Consider the following 17,797-nt stretch of genomic DNA (forward strand, 5'->3'; position numbering starts at 1 on the left):
CCCCACGGGCACCAGGTTTCGTACTCGATAGCCAGCAAACCACTGGGCGCGCCGAGCAGCCTACGAGTTCCCCGTAGCGGAATAGACAGATGCGTGTGGGTGAAGTCCGCCCTTAATCGACTGCTCAGGATGCGACAAGCTAGAGTACGCGGTATAAGGCCAGGGTCCCAGACCAGCCGGTAACACGTCGCATGCGCGCCCTAAATGCGCGGCATTCTGCGGCCGGTCTCTCCGGAACTGGGCGATTTGTCGCCTACGTGATCATCTGCACTAGGCTGGGAGCCGGTCCGACCGCGAACATTCTGTAATGGCCGCCAGGGTGAGCCACCATCCGGAGTCCGCCGAGATGGTCCCGCATAATCCGTGCAGCCATTTGCGCCTCGCTGAAGCGGCCTGCGGACTGATTGCTGTGGACGGGGCCTGGCTGCTGGCATTAAGTGACAGCACGGAAGCGGGTTCTTCGCCCCAGAAGGAGACTGGAAGGACACATTCACCACAAGGGCACAAAGGGTCTGGCAATGACTGAAACTACGTGGACTTTGAATCTTTTGGGCTGTTGGCAGTTACGGCGCCTCGGCCAACCGGTGCGCGTTGGGAGCCGGCAACGCCGCCTGATCACCGCGTTGGCCCTCCTTGGGCCACGACCCCGAATGGCCATTGCGGGGCTGCTCTGGCCAGACAGCGACGACCGCCAGGCGGCAGCCAGCATGCGGGTGGCACTGTGGCATGTGGCACACGAGCTCCCGGGATTGCTGCGGGACGTAGAGGATCCGCTGACCCTGGGCCCAGCAGTGGCCGTTGATTTCCACATCCTGCAGCACTCCCTTTCATTCGCACAGGGGGAGCCTGTTCCGCTCGAGGACTTGCGGACCGGAGAACTGCTGCCCGGATGGTATGAGGACTGGGTCATCGACGAACAGGAGCGTTTCCGGCACCTGCGGGTTATCGCATTGGACAGAGCAGCGGAGCGGGCGCTCGCTGCAGGCGATGCCGAAACGGCCGAAACAGCGGCGATGGCCGCAGCTAACCTCGAACCTCTGCGCGAAAGCTCGATGATTCTGCTGGTCCGGGCAGAACTCGCTGCCGGCAACATCAACGGGGCCCAACGTTCGTATCGCCGGTTCCGTAGTCTCTGCCAGGACACGTTCGGCCAGGAACCCGGCTTCCAGTTAGGCCAGTTAATGCGATCGGAGCTGCAGGCGCGCGTTTCGGCGCTCAGTGCATCCTGACAACGAGGTCCCCCTGCGCCGGTCCCCGCTCAGGGCCGGGGATCGTGTCCGGCGCGCAGGTAAGTCAGAACGGCCAGCACCCGCCGGTGGTCCTCTGGCTCGGGGTGAAGTCCGAACTTGAGGAAGATGTTGCGGACATGCGCCTCGACGGTACGCTCGCCCATAGACAATGCCGAGGCTATTCCGGTGTTGGTGCGGCCCTCGGACATAAGCGCCAGTACATCCTTCTCCCGACTGGATAAATCCTGACTGTAGCGGTCTACCGTCCGGGGCCGGGAGACCATCCGGGTGACTAGGTCTGGGTCGATGGCCGTTCCTCCGGTGGCAACCCGCTGCAGCGCGTCCAGGAAGTCGTCCACGTCCGACACGCGTTCCTTCAACAGGTATCCAAGGCTGCGGGCCCCGTTGCTCAAAAGGGCCATGGCGTTGTCCGTTTCGATGTACTGGGAAAGCAGCAACACACCGGTTTCCGGGTAGTCGCGGCGGATCTGTTCGGCCGCCCGGATGCCCTCAAGGGTGTACGACGGCGGCATGCGAATGTCCACCACCGCCACGTCAGGTCGGTGGGTTGCTACCAGGTCGAGCAGGCCTTGTGCTTCCGAGGCCTCCCCGACGACGTCGAGGCCTTCGGAGGCGAGCAGCACCGCCAGTCCCCGTCGCAACAGGGCCGAATCATCAGCGATCACTACACGGAGGATCATGGCAGGGACCGCTCGGCGTCATTGACGAAGGGTAGGACCGCGGTGATCGTGGTTCCCCGGCCAGGTGGGCTGGTAACGGTCAGGACGCCACCCAAAGCTTCCGCGCGGTCGGTCAGGCCGAGCAGGCCTCCGTCCGGTCCAAAGTCGGCCCCGCCCCGCCCGTCATCGGTAATAGTCATGCAGAGTTCCTTCGTGGTGCTTGTCAGGGAAATGGCCATGGAAGTGGCGGCCGCGTGCTTGACGGCGTTGGTGACCGCTTCGGCGCAGATGAAATAGGCGGCCAGCTCCACCGTGGGTGGTGGCCGAAGGGGAAGATCGGCCTTGACTTGGATGGGCAACGCCGTGCGTTCAGCAAGTGCGGTCACAGACGCGAGGAGGCCGCGCTCGCGCAAGGAGGGCGGGTACACGCCATGTGCCAACTCACGGAGCTCGGCCACGGCCTCGTTCAGGTCCTCGCCCGCCTGCTCCACGAGGAAGCGCATGTCTTTCGAATCCTGCGCCCGCCGTGCCCTGGCCAGTGCCATGGCGACTGCCACGAGCCGCTGCTGGGCGCCGTCGTGCAAGTCCCTCTCCAACTGCCGCCGGCGGTCGTCCCCAGCCGTGACAATGCGTTGCCGGGAGCGTCTGACCTCGATCAGCTGTTCACGCAGCTGCTGCTCCATATGCTGGTTTTCGAGGGTGAGTGCGGTTGCGCTGCTTAGGGCGGCGAGGAGTTCCGGTTGGTCCTTGAGCGTCTCGTCAAAGACCAGAGCGCCGAAGGGCGTACCGCCGCGTTCGAGGACAATTGCAGCCCTCCCAGATGTGTCGTTGGGCAGGGCCTGAGGCCGCCCGTCGTCGTCGATGAACTGCTCGGCTTCGGCGGACCAACGCCACAGTGCCAGTGTGGGGTCGTGAACGGAGCGGCGCAGGACGCGGATCAGCCTGTCGCTCACAGGTGCCGCGCCGATTTCGACCATGACCTCGCCGAGGGTGCCGCGGGCAAAGCGGTAGCGCCATAGTCCGAACAACACCGCAAAGGGCACGACCGCCGTCGCGGGATACTGCCACAACAGCGCTGCCGTCGTGAGGGTCCCCGATAGCTGCACGACCGCCAGGGAAACCCAGATGGTTGCAGCGGTTTTCAGGATGACGGCCAGCCATAGTGGCAGGAATGCGGCTCGGTAGGCCGCTGTCCCCGAACGCCACCGTGCTACCAGGACGGCCACCACCGCAATGCCTACGCAGATTTGGAATACCCTCGCCGTATTGCCGATCCTGTTGGTGATCTCCGGACTGTTCCACAGCAGGAACAGATTCTGCGAACTTGAGGCATGCCCGGGAATCTGTTGCCGTGGGTCGAAGAACGCCCACCCGGCGATCGCAATGAACAGCCAGGAAGCAAAGAAAAACGTCACGAACCGTCTCTCCCACTTGCTGCGCAGTACGCCCCCGGGAAAGCACAGGGCCAACTGCAGCAACGGCGGCTGGTACATCAAAGTCAGTGTCACCCCGAGGGTGAAGGCCAGTGGATGGCTCGACAGCCGCAGGCCGGCCGCCAGCCACATCCATCCCGACACCACGAGCAGCAGGCCTGGATTCCGGTTGGGCCTGCTGTGCCATGCAGTGATTCCCGCTGCGACGAACGCCAGGCCGACGGCCAGGAATAATACGAGTTCCAGAACTGAAAATGGCGTCCGGTCGGGATTCTGGCTCCAGCGCAGAACCCCCTGGGCGTTCAAAAACAAGGTGCGTGCAGGGTCAGACACGGCGGCCGGAGACCAGTCGACATTGACCAGCACCAAAGCCACAAGTGCAGCCGTTGCGGCCAGTACACCCCAGAACTGCCGGAAAGTCATACAGAATCCGTCCCCCCGGCTTGCGCCTGCACAATTTGATTCAAGTAGACAGCGTCGCGCGTTATCCATGCGTTACTGCACCGGAGACCGTGTCAACACCCGCCCTGTTGCGAATACCTGGTCGGAATCACCTTGAACGACAACAGTATCGGTGCCGCGAGAGGATCTCACCGCCAATCCCGACTAGAAGTTGCCCACTCACACTCCGTCACCCATTACCTGACCCGTGACCGGTCGCCGCCTCCATCTCTTCGCCGCCTTCACCATGGGAACCAGCAGTCAGCACGCACGGGCTATATCCCAGCCCGACCATCACCGCATCTATCGGGGTGATCGCCTAACAGGTGTCACCATCCGGGACAGGCTTTCTGTGGAGACGAAACCTTTTCCGCTTTGACTGCGAACCGGGCACCAGCTTCGCCCTGTGTTTCATTTCCACCCAGACCAGCGCTATGGACCTCTGTCTCCACGACATCGCCAGTAAGCTGTTGCTCATCAAAGACGGCGAACAGCGCAGCATTGAAGTCGCCGCGGAGCCGCCCCTACAATCCTCAGAGCCCTTAACCAGATCTACCAGGAGCGAGTAGGGGTGCGCGTCGCTCTCTAGGATGGCAATGCAATGACCAGGGCTCTTCCAATAGCAGCTGCAGTCTATTCAAAACCGGTTTGCTTACGGCCGCCTCTCTCGGAAGGCTTGCGCACTCTTGGTCGGCAACTAGGGCGTGTCTGCTAATTGTTTGGCTTGAGATGTTCAAAGCTGGATGGATGGTTCGCTCGAATGTGATTTCAGATGAGTTGTGGATGGTCATCGAGCCTGTCCTTCCGACTGCACAGAGCCGTCCAGGCAGGCCGTGGAATGATCACCGATTGACGCTGGAGGGCATTTGTTGACGGTTCCGCACCGGCTCACCGTGGCGGGACCTGCCGGCTGTTTTCGGTGCCTGGCAATCGGTGTGGGAGCGGCATCGGCGGTGGTCTGCCGATGGATCGTATGAGCGGATGTTTTGCGGCTTACAAGTTTCTGCCCAGTGAGCCTTCTGATCACGCCATTGGACGCTCCCGCGGCGGGCTGACAACGCCTCACTGACCGGGCCTGCGCACCGGTCACCTGCTGCTCACTCCCGGCCAGGCGGGAGATAATCCGCAACTATTACCGCTGCTTGAAGCCCATAAGGACCGGACGCCAAGCCGTTCCGCCTGCTCGCCGATAAGGCCTATTCGCATCCCTCTACGCGCACCGAACTGCTCTCCCGCCGGATCAAGCACACCATCCCCGAACGCCAGACCAGATCGAACGGCGCAAGGCCAAAGGCTCCGCCGGTGGCCGGCCACCGGCCTTCGGTCCGGCGCTCTATGAAGAACGCAATAGCGTCGAACGCGGATTCAACCGCCTCAAGCACTGGCGCGGCATCGCAACCCGCTACGACAAATACGCCACCACGTTCCTCGGCGGAGTACTACTCACCGCGAGGGTCACATTCCACCGAGTCCACAATTAACGGACACGGCCTAAACGATCTCCCTACTACGGCGAACCCGGCAGCAGCCTCGCCCTGCCCGCCGATTCCACCCAGACCATCGCCATCAATGCCGCATTCATCTACCGTGGCAGCTTCATCGACCCACCGACCGCGTCGAGCTCCCCAGCACCAGCCAGGAAGCACCCAAAGCCGCCGCAGTCAGGCACCACATGGAAACCATTAGCTCCCAAACGACCGGCACTGCGCTTGAGCAAGCCGGAAACGCAGGGAGGCAGGCTCGATTCGAAGACCCTTCCCGAGCGACGACCAGTGCCATGCGCTCGCGGCCAGCCTGCAGTTTACGGCCATCCGCGACAGAGTCATCCCCGACCTCCTAGGAGTGGACGAACCCACGCAACACCTCCGGTTCGCCCAAATCGAACACGTCCCCAAGTGGTCCCGCATCGAATTGGCACAAAAACTGCTCCTGCACGCCTACACCCGCACCAGCGCAGAACATGCAGCACCCGTCCTCACGTCCTTCGGCTACATCAACTGGTGGGAAGGCACGGGCAGCAAGGCACACCAGTTCCTGGAACTCGCACTCGACAGCGACCCCGCTTACCGTCTCGCGCGCTTCAGCGACCACGATGGTCGGGTCGACCATCGTGGCCGGGCTGGAACATGAACAAAAACGCCGCCTTTTGTGCATTGCCCAAACTTCTACAACAATAGCCGGCCTCAAAGCGAACTCCGGATAAGAAATAGCCTTTGCCTAAAAGTGGACTCCTCAGGGGATCAACATTTGGGCGTTCAACAGCGCGAAGCCTGGCCTTATCCAGTAACGCCGCCGTAACGCGGAGGCCAATAGGCTGCACCCGAAGACAGACAAGAACGTTTCGTCTTCAACTCGAAAAGACCACTAAATGACCGGATGGTGCATGATGACCGAACTAACTAATGGACACACAGCTGTTTCCAATGAAGACGAAGACGAGCGCCGCACCGAAGTTGGCGAACCAGTGAGCGAGCCACCGGAAGAGGGAAGCGCTTCGGGCACGCCTGCGATGACAGCAGACGGTGCAGAAACTGTCGATGGAGTCGCCCGGCGGGCAGAGTTGGCGAGTGTAGACATCGAGTGGAACGTACCCGATACGTCAAATTTGCACGACATCGGGGAAGCCTCCTTTGGGACACCGCCCCCCTTGGCAGAAACCGTGCATGGCCCGGACGATCGGGTGCAGATTACTACCACCTCGGTGTATCCATGGCGCGTCCACGCGTCCCTTCTCATTACGGCGGCAGACAACTCAATGTGGATAGGAACGGGTTGGTTTAACGGCCCGCACACCTTGATCACCGCTGGCCATGTCGTCTATATCAAGAACAGCGGTGTACCGGGGCGGGACGGATGGGTAAAAAGCATTACTGTCATGCCGGGCCGCAACGGCAGTACGCTCCCCTACGGAACCGTCATCAGCCGGAGCTTCCGATCAGTTAGTGGCTGGATAAACAATGGGGACGAAAACTACGACTACGGGGCAATCCTTCTAAACTCTGAGTTGGGAAACACAGTGGGCTGGTTTGGCTTTGGCGTGTACTCCGATTCAGACCTGCAGTCGTCCACCGCCAATATCTCCGGCTACCCAGGGGACAAACCCAGTGGGACGCAATGGTACGCAAGCCGACGCATCGCTTCCGTGAACAGCCGGAAAGTCTTCTATGATGTAGACACAGCGGGGGGCCAGAGCGGAAGCGCAGTCTACCGAATTATCAACGGTCAGCGATACGCCGTCGCAATCCACGCTTATGGGGGTGCAATCACGAACTCGGGAACGCGTATTGTTTCTCCCGTTTACAACAACTTACTCAACTGGAAGAAATGAGCACTTCGCTTCCACGGCGGATGGGAGACACTTGGTGGAGGATGGCTGCATGCGCCGCCGTCGCCTCGGCAATCTGGCTGCTGCAAGCGTGCAGCCCTCCACCGGCGACGAAGGATGACCTCGTGACCCCACCTTTGATAATAAGCGGAGTCGTTTGGAACACCCCGGGGATGCCGGTGGCAAACGCCCGCGTGTATTTTGTCGAGGGCCCGGGCTCACTTCCCGATATCGCGGCGTTGAGCGGATCAGACGGCAAGTTCACTCTCACTGCCCCTGAACCCGGACAATACACGATCGGGTGCACTGCAGATGACTATCTGCCAACGCAGATCTCCGTTTCCGTCCCGCCAGCGGCGGCTATCGAGTTCCGGTTGGAGGCTCCCTCTTGAACCGCCAAACGACGCCTGCTTGCCAACCGCCGATCTGCTGGCCATGAAGAGAGATGAATCCTTGACCTCCTCGATTTTATGGCCAATCCTGAAATTTCGGTGACGCCTAATAGCCCGGTCAGTTAGACCGCCGGAAGGAGTCCCTTATGGATGCCGCAGAGCAGATGGCGCAGGTGGCGCAAGTGGTCACGGGCGTCGCATCCACGGTCATAGCGCTGCTGGCACTAGCAGTGGCAGTCCGGAGCGACAGGCGGTCTCGCGAGGCTCTGAAAGTGCAGACGTACCTACAATTGCGATCCCGCTTTATCGAAATATATCGAGATCTCGGACCTATTGAGGAGGTGAAGCCCGACAATATCGAATTCAAGCTCTCCCGCCAAGCCTATTGGTATCATGTTTGGGATGAGTGGTATATCTGTAACCGCCTGGCACCTAAAGAATTCTCAGCATTGTGGAAAGAATTCTTCGCCGCTGGTGCCAAGTCTGGGTATTCCCAAGCCGCGCTCAAAGCCAACCTCGAACAGCTGGCAGCAATGACCGATCGAGGTTTCGGCTTCTACGCCCAGGATCTGCTCAAAGAGCTCCGTGCGATGGAAGCTAAATCACCTTCGACTGACTGATGAGATAGGAAGGTTGACCAAGAGCGCACTGCACCAGGCTTGATGACACGGAGGACGGCAATCTGAATCGTCGCTTAATGTTTCTCGGCAGCGCCAAGGCCAGCCCCGAGGGACGGATAATGCCGCTGGGGCGAGTCCTGTCCCTTTGCCCTACGGTGGTTGCCACGCAATACGCTTGCAAAACGCAGCGACCCAGAATATGGACAGTTGCATAACACCCACTTCCATCTTTGCCCAACCCAACGCCTGCAGGTCCGGCTAGCCAATCCCGACGATTGGGAAGACACCCGACTCCAAGAGAGTTCCTCTTTTCGACTTGTGTCGCTCGGTGCTAACACCGCCGGATAATAACCACCGCCATGAATGAGCTGAATAAAAGTCGGCCACACGGTGTCGAGGTTGTCCTATGTCTTTTCGTTTTCGCCGAAGTTCGCATCTACCGTCGGCGGATACTTCCGAGTTAGAGGCCGTTGAATTCGCACGAAACGTTCACGATGACATGATCCAAAGCAATCGGGATCTGTTCCACGCTGACGGACCAGATGCTCGATGAACTGGTCGACCGGAATCCACACGTGTTCAGGCCAGCTACCCTTAAGGACCAACAGCGGGGCCTGGCCAAACGCATACCGTAGCCGGGACCACCATCCTGCGCCTCGTCCACGAGAGTTGATGACCCCGCCCAGACTTCCCCTAGGCCTAAAGAGGGAACGCTTATTGCTTTCCATAATTGGTTGGTCCGCAGATTGAGAAGGGAGTGGCTGACGCATGATCGACAGTACGGCGTGGCCGCGGGTTGGCCTGTTCATCTCAAGCACGTTTGACGACATGCACGGCGAACGAGACTACCTGGTCAAGCGCGTGCTGCCGAAGTTGTACCAGTGGTGCGAGGAACGTCGCCTGCACCTCGTCGACGTGGACCTCCGCTGGGGCATCAATAGGGAGGTCGAAGTCGTAGGCTCGTGCCTGCAGGCGATCGATGCTTGCCAACCGCTGTTCGTCTGCTTTCTCGGCCAACGTTTCGGGCGGGTCACCGCGATTGAGGTTGAGCATGCCCTCCAGCAAGGTTCGCGGGTCATTTTCTACCTCCGAGATCCGGACTATTTAGCGGACCTTCCCGCGGAGCTGCGTTTCGTGTACGCAAACGGCCACGAGAACGAGATGCAGCATCTCCGGGACCTCGCCCGGGAAGAAGCGCGGACGTACTCCGCGCACTGGAACCCGGACACCGGGCGGCTAACAGAGTTCGATTTCGGAGACCGGTTGCTGGCGGATCTGCAGAGCGCGATCGCCTCGGCATACCCCGACCGCGTGGCCGGCGTCGGCACTGGCTGGAGCGACCAACAGGAGCAGTTTCTGGCTCGTACGAGGGAGGCCTCGATCGAGCGGGTGGCGACCTATGAGGCACTGGACGCGTATGTCGAAGGCGACAACTCTGGTCTGTTTGCGCTGACGGGGCCGGGTGGCATCGGAAAGACGACTGCCCTCGCGAAGTGGCTCGAGCACCGCTCTGACACGGTCTTGGCGCGGTTCGTCGGAGCCAGCGATGTATCCACAACTGTCCCCACGCTGTTGGCTTCGATTGTCGGAGCCGCGACGGGCCGGGAGCCGGAGGACACGGCCAGGTTGCGCGATACCTGGCAGGGGCTGGTGCGCGGGGTCGTCGTCTTCGATGCCCTTGATCGTTTGGACGGTGGTCTGTCAGATCTCGATTGGCTGCCATGGACCCTCCCGCCCGGCCTCAAGGTAGTCGTAAGCTACGCGACCGACGCCCCAGGCGGCAGAGACTTGCGGGACCGCATGGCCGCTGGGAACTCCGTGGTGCTTCACGAGCTGGCCCCGTTCGGCTCCCTTACCCAACGGCGCGAGATCGTCGACCACTATTTTTCCGGCTACTTCAAGGAGCTGGCGCCGGAGCTGATGGAGTGGTTGATACGCAGGCCTTCCGCCGGCAATCCCCTGTACTTGAAAGTCGTGTTGGCGGAGTTGCGCGTTTTTGGCGATTACCGGTTGCTGAAGGAGCACCTGACGTCGCGTTTCGGTGCCAACCCGCAGTCGGCCTTCGACGAACCGTTGCGCCGGATGGAGTCCGATTCCCCGTATGCAGCTGTGTCCCAACAGGACATGGTGCGGCATGTGTTCGGGTTGCTGGCCCACGCGCGTACTGGGCTATCGGTCGAGGAACTGGCCTCGATCGTGCCGGGCGAGCGGTCCGAAGTGGAGGATGCGATCCAGGTGTGCCTTCGGCAAGTGCGGCCCTTCCTCGCCCGGCGCAAGGACCGGTACGATTTCCTGCACGACAGTTTCCGGGCCGCGGCGCGGAGCAGGTACGCGCATACCGATTGGCATGGACTTCTGGCTGGCTACTTCGACGGGCTGCCGCTCTCCAGCCGACGCAAACTCTCCGAACTGCCGTATCACCTGATGGAGTCGGGCCGGTTCGATCGGCTGCGTGATGTACTGTGCAATCTGGCCTTCATCGAGGCAGCATGCGCCTCCGGCCTGACTAGCGAGCTCGTCGCGGACTTCGACGCCGCGCGGCAGCGAACGTCCCTCGAGCCGCTGGCCGACTTTGAGCGCTTCATCCGAAGCGAAAGTCACCACCTTTCCCGATACGCGTCGATATCAGGTTTCACTCGCCAGCAGGCCGCCAACTGGGCTCCCACCGGATCAGTTCACGACACCGCCGAAATCTTGCCGGGACCCTTGCTGCGGCAACTCAACCCGCCCAGCTCGATGGATGACCGGCTGCTGGCGACACTCGAAGGACACACCGGCGAGGTTACCGATGCCGCATTCGTCCCGGGTGAGAATAAGCTCCTCTCCGCATCCCTCGACGGCACCCTGATTTCTTGGGACACGCGAACATGGCGACAGCTGGAGAAAACTATTCGGCTGGAAGACGGCATCGAAAGCTGTGACGTCTCCGTGGACGGCGCATTGATCGCGCTCGCGGACGCTAAGGGCCAGGTGCAAGTCCATCGCCGGGCCGACAACACGACGCTGCTTTGTGTCGGCAGCTTCTCCGATTTTGCACGGCGGTGCCGGTTCCTCCCCGACGGCCGACTACTGTCGGTCGGGCGCTCCGGCCTCATGATCCACAACCCCAGGACCGGGGAGCTACTGACCCGTTTCGAGGGAGGACTGACCGTCCGTGACTGCGCTGTCGCCCCCACCGGCCTGGTCGCACTGGCCTGCGAAGGCGCGAAAGTCTGCCTGTACGACCCGGATGCCGGCGAAGTTATCCGTACCCTGTACCTGGACCGCGACGAAGGCGCCGCCTGGGCCTGCGCCTTCTCCCCGGATGGTTCGCTCTTGCTTGGCTCCGGCGGCAAGCTTTGGTACTCAAACGATGTCGCGGCCCTCGGCCAGAGCAGCATCTGGCGCACCGGGACATGGGAAAGCGTCGAGGACTTTGAGCATCCTGTCGCGGCGACCGCTTGCCGCTTCCTGGACGAGGACACATTCCTCATCGGCTTGTTGGACGGTTCGTTGCATCTCTACGACGCCCGAACCCGCCAGCATCACGTACGCGGCGCCCATGCCAAAACAATCCAGACGCTGTCCATGGCGGACGGCATCCTGGTCACTGCCTCGCTTGACGGCCGACTCCGGGCTTGGAAAACCGACAACCTGGTCGAGGACGACGACACCGGGCGGGCAGGACGCGGCCTCTATTGTGCGTTCGCGGGGCCATCCGCTCGTACCTGGATCGGTGCAGAGCGCGGCTTCGAATACGACTTCCGCCAGCGGGATCTGGACGCTGATGGTGCGGTCTCCGACACCCCGCTCTGGCTCGATGGCGAAGTCAGCTTCGGGCTCCGCATGTTCCGCCGGGACGCAGCTACGCCGCTGACCGGGGTGGTCGTCCGGTGGGAAGATGCCCGTCGAACGCCGCCCCATCCGTCCAGTCCCATTCACGGCCGCGGGACCTACTGGCTCCTGGCTTCCAGCGGTCGGATGTACCCGTTCCAGCTTTCCCTCTTACCCGCGCTTCCGGCTTCGCTGTGGTCCCCAGAGAACGTCCGCTGGGCCCGGTCGCGGGAGGGCGAGTTTGCGCTATTGCGGCGCGGCCGCCTCGTTTGCGGCCAGGTCGAATACCGCTTCGACTGCGATCCCCACCAGTTTCACCTGCCGCAGGTCTCCTTCTCCCAGGACGCGAGCCGGGTCTTATTCGTCTCGGGCGAGGACCTGCACGTTCTCGACCTCCGAACCGGTCTGGGGGACGTCCTGCTATCTAGCGGTGGCGGCCTTGTACACGCCTTCTGCGAGTCGCCGAGCGGAACCCGGATCGTCGTTGCCTGCGAGGACGGGTCCCTGCGCGAAGTGTCGGCGGACGACGTGCGGCATCTCACTGGCCACGAAGGTCCAGTCGTCGACTGCTCGTTCCTGGACGACGACATGCCTCTCTCGCTGGGCAGGGACGGCACCTTGCGGGTGTGGGCTGACGGCCGCGTGCGGGCGGTCTTCGTGGGCCGCACGCCGCTCACCGCCTTCGCCGTCGACCCATCCGAAAACCGCATCCTGGCCAGCGACAGCGCCGGCGCTGTCTATCTCCTTGCGCCCCAGAATCTGCATACCTAGTAATCGCTGGGTGGCTCGGTGCCACCAGGGACGTCTACCTAGTGGTTCGGCGACGACGACTGACTTCCGTCAGTGCCACGGGCCGCTGCAGCGAAGCCGTGAGCTGTCGGCGTGTAGCAGCTACGCCACAATGCCTGAAACACTTCATATTGAAAATCCGCGCAAGGCCTCAACAGCTTACCCTCGGGTTGGGAAGCGGCTGTCCATGTCCGTAATGGCCCTCTGCGCTAGTGCGTGCTCTGCTGCGTTCGACCATCGTGCCATGCTCCAGCTGCGCAAATGCAACGCAGTCCTCCACGTCATGGCCGTCTGCCAGATCCAACACGATGGCCCAGATCGGGCATACTCCACAAGGAAAATCCGCGAAGGGACAACCCCTCGCGAGGCCCGACGGGCACTCAAAAGCCGGCTCTATAACCTCATCTACCGGACAATGGTCAAGGGCGCACGCCGCCCCACAACCTCCACTACTTGACACAGAGGCACTGTCAGCTGTCAACGCGGGCCTCCGAACCGGGCGACGCCCGTCCCGGATCATCAATGACAGGGCGAGAAAGTAATACCGGGCCCAGCGACCAAGTCCCCGGCTTTCGGGAACTCAATAAATGTATCGGGGCGCTGCGGAGGACGAGTTCCTCCATAATCCCGGAGAGCTCCTGCGCTTCCGCGTCCAGCGCCTTACCAGGCTGCGAGGGCGTGCCGGCTGGAGTTGTCCGGGGTGTTCAGCTCGCGCGGGCGCATCGCTGCCAAGTGCCGGGCGAGCACGATCGGGGTCTTCGGGCGAGCTCTTTGCGGAGTGGCTCCGGAACATGAAGGCTCATAGCCTTGAGGGTGACCATCGTCGCGGCGCGATTTTTGACGACCGTGTCGCGCACGACTTTCAGCTGGCGGATCATTTCCGCCGTGCCGTCCGCGGTTTTCGGGATGGCGGTGGCGAACCCGGCCAGGACCGCACGGGCTGCGTTCTCGGCATCGAGGGTGTCGGACTTGCCGACCCGGCGGCGCATCCGCCGGTCGGGCCGGTTGACCTCGATGCTTAATACCCGTGGCGGCGGGCGAATGAGGCCAGTGCTGCACCATAGGATCCGGTGCCTTCGATGCCCGAACGCGATTATGTGGCCGAACGATGTTGCCCAGTTCAGCAGGTGCCGGAAGCCCCCGGCGTCGGTCGGGATCGTGAGGGTGGCGAGGACGCCGCCGATGGGGTCCAGGACCGCCGCGACGTGGACGTGTTTGTGTGTGTCGACACCGATGACGACGTGTCCTGATTGGGCGGGACTGGTCGAGTTTTCGATTGCCATGGTCTCTGTCTCCTCGTGCGGGTTATCGTTGAAAACACGCTGCGGCCGGCGGGCGGACAGGACTGTCACGGGGACGCTCTCGAAAGGTTGCTCCAGGCTCTTATTACGTCACACCCGTCCGGCGGCCTCGCTTGTTGCAGCCCGACCGCGCGGCTGGCAAATCAACGCAAAGACACCCGAAGGATCAGTCGTAAGCAAGGGTCAAGCTGCCGCGGCCGGGACTGTCGAATCTGCTAGCGTTGATCCGACAGAAACAGACTGACTGCCTCAAGGTGTTACGTTCGAGACTGCAAGACGCCTAAGCAACGAATCGAAAGATCGAGATCCGAACCCGTTGGCGAACCGGTGATAGGGAGCAACTACCATGGCTAGGAACCGCGTGGAAAAAGCCCGACAAGGCCGGCAACGGCCCGCAATTGAGGACATCAGGCGCGCCCTGTGGAATGACGACATCGTTTCGTCATCGCATACGGGCGATAACGAAAAATACTCCGCCATAGTCCTTGAACAATACAAGATTTACGTTGAAATGGCAGACCGTATCAGCCAGAGGCGTGGGCTAACTAACACTTTCTTTCTGACCCTCAATACCCTGATCTTCACGTTGTTCGGAGTTCTTGCCAAAGACCAGACGGGACAAATCGGCACCGTAGGACTGATTCTTCTCCTTTCGGTCGCTCTGGCGCAGTGCGCGGCGTGGTGGACCATCGTTCGCTCCTACCGCCAGCTAAATTCCGGCAAGTATTTCGTCGTCGGCCTTCTGGAAGAACGGCTACCGGCCTCCCCTTACTGGTCTGCAGAATGGACCGCCCTCGGCAAGGGTGAAGACCCGCGCATTTACCTTCCGCTTTCACACATTGAGCAGTGGATTCCTCTATTTTTCGCTGCCGCCTATAGCATTGGGTTCATGCTCGTTTTTGCGGTCTACCGTTAGTAGCCGCACGAGCGATGCCCTGCGGCACTGATCGTCACGCTCCAAGGCAACTATCACGAAAGACTCCCTCTGAACAACAGATGACGCAATCGCCGCAACAGCCACTCTTATCTAATATCGTCAAGGGTTTTCGCTATCGCAGCTCGCCTATGTTGCTGTACCACGGAAAATTGTGCAGCAATTTCGGCATTCATTTGCGTTTTTGTTGCAACATGTATCTAGCACGATCTTTTGGATCCTTAAATTTCAGAGCTGAATCGCCTAAAAATCTGGGTTCAACAGCGATTTCCTCTTGTCGAGATGTTGCGCAGATTCTTTTGAGATTCGGTACAAGTCGTGCGAACGACTCTTCCCAGAAGGTTTCACTGATTTCAGCAGCCTGAAAACCCTGTTCAAAAGCCTGCCGTGCCCCGTGGGGAAGGCGCCTTGGGTCCGGCATTCGGGCCCCTCCGAGAAGGAGTGGGATTATATCCTTCCTGAGCTCTACGGACATTGCGAGTTCCGTGCACATATATGGCAGCTTCCCTCGTCTTATTCCTACTAGTCTTTTGCGATGGTTTGACATTGCGTGCTCCCACTCAGGGTCAACTATGGCAAGAACAACCTGTGTTGTAGTTAGAGCCTGCGCGACGACTTCTCTCCATCGTGAATTAATGGGGATATCGCTTGGTTCTCGGTCAAAAAAATCTCCGCATCATTGAAGCTTTGTCTGAGTTGAAGTAATACTGCTCTGGCGTCCGACCGCCCAGTTGACCTGAGGTAACTGATAAAGATCAGATGTTCCACTTTCTGCCCTTCCCGAGAGCTGCGCGGGAGGGCAACAGCAGTACAACCTATCCTGAAGTTGTAAGGCCGTGGTGACATTGATACTTCAATGGCATTCAGCCCCCTCGCAGCAGTTGAACCCCATGTTCCTCCCCGAGAGGTCGATTTGGACAGGGAGCAACCTCTGTTCTGTTGGTCAGCGCCTGAGTTGGCTCATCGTGGTTCGTGGGGAAATGGATTCCCTGATGAGCGTCATGCCGCCGTCCGGACGGCACTTCTCATCAGAATTACTGATTTGTAGTCGTATGCGTTCCGGTGACCGCGTGCGGTGCGTTTCATGTTCGTGATGCCGGTGTTTTTGGCCTCGAACTTGCCCGTCGTAGCGCCGGTGACGATGAGGGCTTCAATCTCGTTACACCACCGGCAGACGGTGCGGTCAAGCTTGTTCGTCTCGGGCCTGGACGATATGACTGTGGTGGCTGCCTTGACGAGGATCTACAGTTCCTCTTTCGCGGTGGCGGCATCAGCCAGGGAGTCGGTGCGCAGCAGCGCCCGGAGCTGTTCTTTGACTTTCCAGACCGCCTTGAGCTTGCCGGTCGGGTCATCGGGGGCGAAGACCTCGGCCAGGCGGTGTGCCGCGTTGCCGGTGAGTGTGCCGCCGGCGCGCAGGAGCAGCATCCGGTGAGCCCAGGCCTTGTCCACGCCCCGGCCGCGGCGGCTCTTGACCTCCTGGGACAGATTCTACCGGGCCTCCGTCAGTGCCTGGTTGGCCAGGGAGACCAGGTGGAAATGATCGACCGCGACAGCGGTGCGGGGAAGCCACATCCGCAACGCCTTCCTGAAGGCAGCCGACGGATCGGTCGCGACCACCTGCCCCGCCAGGCGCCACGCCAGCGGGCGGGCGAACAACCCTTCCCCTACGCCCTTCTGGTCCCGGCCGTCGACCACACCCAGGACCTGGCCGGTGTCCAGGTCCACAATCGCGGTCATCCATGGCTCGTACCGGGTCCACGACCCTGAATCCGGGTTCCGGAAGTAGCGCACGGAGCGGAACCGGTGTTCATCAATGCCCAGCATCCGCGGATTCAGCCCATCCACGTCAGGCAGGGTCAGAAGGGAGGCCTCGTTCAGTGCGGCACGGACCATCCACCACGACACCGCGAACGCCGCAGCTGTCTCGGAAACGGCCCGGCCGGACCGGATGACCGCGTCAACAACCTGGTCCCGGAGCCGGGCTGTGGAACGGGCACGACGCGGGACCTGGGGCGGGTGGATTCGAAGAACGAGAGCCGCGCGCAAGCCGGTTCTTCGCAGTACCAGCGGTACTTGGATAAGAGGACCTCCACGGCTCCGGCCACGGGATGTCCCGGATGCGTTGGCAGCGCCGCTCCTTCCGCCTCGTTGCGACGACACCGCAGCTCGGGCACCCCCGGCGGCGGGTCGGTTTCGACCATGACCTGACGCCGGCCATCAGCCAGCACTCTGGTGGAGATGACATGGTACTCGGCCAGGTTGAAGATGACGGTGGCAGGGTCGAGTACCACACCGGTAGGCTCGTTCAAGGCGCGTGGTCCTGTTCCTGGTTGAATGCTAGACACACTCATCCCAGCAGGGCCACGGGCACCTTTCTTAGCTACGACACGGAATCAAATCCCCACCGACCACGCTGTAGACCGGCTTGAGAGCCTTGACGATCCCGTGACGGTGCTGCCGGCCGGCGTAGCGGAGCTGTTGCCGATCAGGGGCACGATGCACTGCTGCACCACCGTCCGAACCCAGATGGCCGTGATCGCCTCCGGCAGCCCTTTGAGCCCGTCGCACACGGGGATGAGCACGTCTGTCACGCCCTGGTTCTTCAGCTCGGAGAAGACCTGCAGCCAGAACCGGGAGCCTTCGGCGCCGTCGCCGGCCCAGATGCCCAGGATTTCCCGCTCCCCATTGGTGCTCACGCCCGTGACGACATAGAACGGGGTGTTGCGCACCTGACCGTCCCGGGCCAAGACGGAAGATCGCATCGACGAAGATCACCGGGTAGATCGGATCCAAGGGCCGGGCCATCCATTCGGCCAGCTCACACTCTTTCGTCAAGCCAT

General features: G+C 61.3%; 14 protein-coding genes and 1 pseudogene. 8 read left to right on the forward strand and 7 right to left on the reverse strand.

Translation table 11 applies throughout. The annotated features are described in order from the left end of the window. Window positions 1-518: 518 nt before the first annotated feature. Window positions 519-1,229 carry a BTAD domain-containing putative transcriptional regulator gene (locus tag DXK94_RS07940; protein WP_115524560.1) on the forward strand — a complete coding sequence of 237 codons (711 nt, stop codon included), beginning with the start codon at window positions 519-521 and terminating at the stop codon, window positions 1,227-1,229. 29 nt (window positions 1,230-1,258) lie between these two features. Here DXK94_RS07940 and DXK94_RS07945 read toward each other — a convergent pair whose 3' ends face one another. Next, window positions 1,259-1,930, reverse strand: coding sequence for a response regulator transcription factor (locus DXK94_RS07945; RefSeq protein ID WP_115524561.1), 672 nt, complete (start codon window positions 1,928-1,930; stop codon window positions 1,259-1,261). Further along, complete coding sequence (locus DXK94_RS07950; protein ID WP_115524562.1) at window positions 1,927-3,765, reverse strand: sensor histidine kinase; 1,839 nt, start codon at window positions 3,763-3,765, stop codon at window positions 1,927-1,929. The genes DXK94_RS07945 and DXK94_RS07950 overlap by 4 nt, the downstream gene beginning before the upstream one ends. Before the next feature lie 765 nt (window positions 3,766-4,530). Here DXK94_RS07950 and DXK94_RS07955 point away from each other — a divergent pair. From DXK94_RS07955 to DXK94_RS07980, 6 genes and pseudogenes are all read left to right on the forward strand, one after another. Next, window positions 4,531-5,264, forward strand: a pseudogene (locus DXK94_RS07955) (IS5 family transposase). A 328-nt stretch (window positions 5,265-5,592) separates the two neighbouring features. After that, window positions 5,593-5,913: a DUF4192 family protein gene (locus tag DXK94_RS07960; protein ID WP_258868488.1), complete on the forward strand. Its 321-nt coding sequence runs from the start codon at window positions 5,593-5,595 to the stop codon at window positions 5,911-5,913. A gap of 253 nt (window positions 5,914-6,166) precedes the next feature. Beyond that, window positions 6,167-7,111 carry a serine protease gene (locus DXK94_RS07965; RefSeq protein ID WP_220272964.1) on the forward strand — a complete coding sequence of 315 codons (945 nt, stop codon included), beginning with the start codon at window positions 6,167-6,169 and terminating at the stop codon, window positions 7,109-7,111. 41 nt (window positions 7,112-7,152) lie between these two features. After that, a complete protein-coding gene (locus DXK94_RS21925) occupies window positions 7,153-7,500 on the forward strand; it encodes a carboxypeptidase-like regulatory domain-containing protein (RefSeq protein ID WP_395928705.1) in 348 nt (115 codons plus the stop codon). A 146-nt stretch (window positions 7,501-7,646) separates the two neighbouring features. Next, window positions 7,647-8,120, forward strand: coding sequence for a hypothetical protein (locus DXK94_RS07975; protein WP_115524565.1), 474 nt, complete (start codon window positions 7,647-7,649; stop codon window positions 8,118-8,120). Between the two features lie 768 nt (window positions 8,121-8,888). Continuing rightward, window positions 8,889-12,704, forward strand: a complete 3,816-nt coding sequence (locus DXK94_RS07980; RefSeq protein WP_115524566.1) for a DUF4062 domain-containing protein — start codon at window positions 8,889-8,891, stop codon at window positions 12,702-12,704. Between the two features lie 722 nt (window positions 12,705-13,426). Here DXK94_RS07980 and DXK94_RS07985 read toward each other — a convergent pair. After that, a complete protein-coding gene (locus DXK94_RS07985) occupies window positions 13,427-14,005 on the reverse strand; it encodes a transposase (protein WP_147294365.1) in 579 nt (192 codons plus the stop codon). Between the two features lie 379 nt (window positions 14,006-14,384). On the opposite strand from DXK94_RS07985, the gene DXK94_RS07990 reads away from it, so the two are divergent. Further along, entirely contained in the window at window positions 14,385-14,939 is a 555-nt protein-coding gene (locus DXK94_RS07990) for a hypothetical protein (RefSeq protein WP_220272965.1), read from the forward strand. A 1,017-nt stretch (window positions 14,940-15,956) separates the two neighbouring features. Here DXK94_RS07990 and DXK94_RS21810 read toward each other — a convergent pair. From DXK94_RS21810 to DXK94_RS08000, 4 genes are all read right to left on the reverse strand, one after another. Next, complete coding sequence (locus DXK94_RS21810; RefSeq protein ID WP_309544315.1) at window positions 15,957-16,199, reverse strand: transposase; 243 nt, start codon at window positions 16,197-16,199, stop codon at window positions 15,957-15,959. Further along, window positions 16,200-16,382, reverse strand: coding sequence for a hypothetical protein (locus DXK94_RS21815; RefSeq protein WP_309544312.1), 183 nt, complete (start codon window positions 16,380-16,382; stop codon window positions 16,200-16,202). Between the two features lie 63 nt (window positions 16,383-16,445). After that, window positions 16,446-17,003: a transposase gene (locus DXK94_RS21820; RefSeq protein ID WP_309544313.1), complete on the reverse strand. Its 558-nt coding sequence runs from the start codon at window positions 17,001-17,003 to the stop codon at window positions 16,446-16,448. Window positions 17,004-17,350: 347 nt separating this feature from the next. After that, window positions 17,351-17,719, reverse strand: a complete 369-nt coding sequence (locus tag DXK94_RS08000) for a transposase (protein ID WP_258868484.1) — start codon at window positions 17,717-17,719, stop codon at window positions 17,351-17,353. Window positions 17,720-17,797: the final 78 nt, after the last annotated feature.

It is taken from the genome of Arthrobacter sp. RT-1, assembly GCF_003367205.1.
GTDB lineage: Bacteria > Actinomycetota > Actinomycetes > Actinomycetales > Micrococcaceae > Arthrobacter.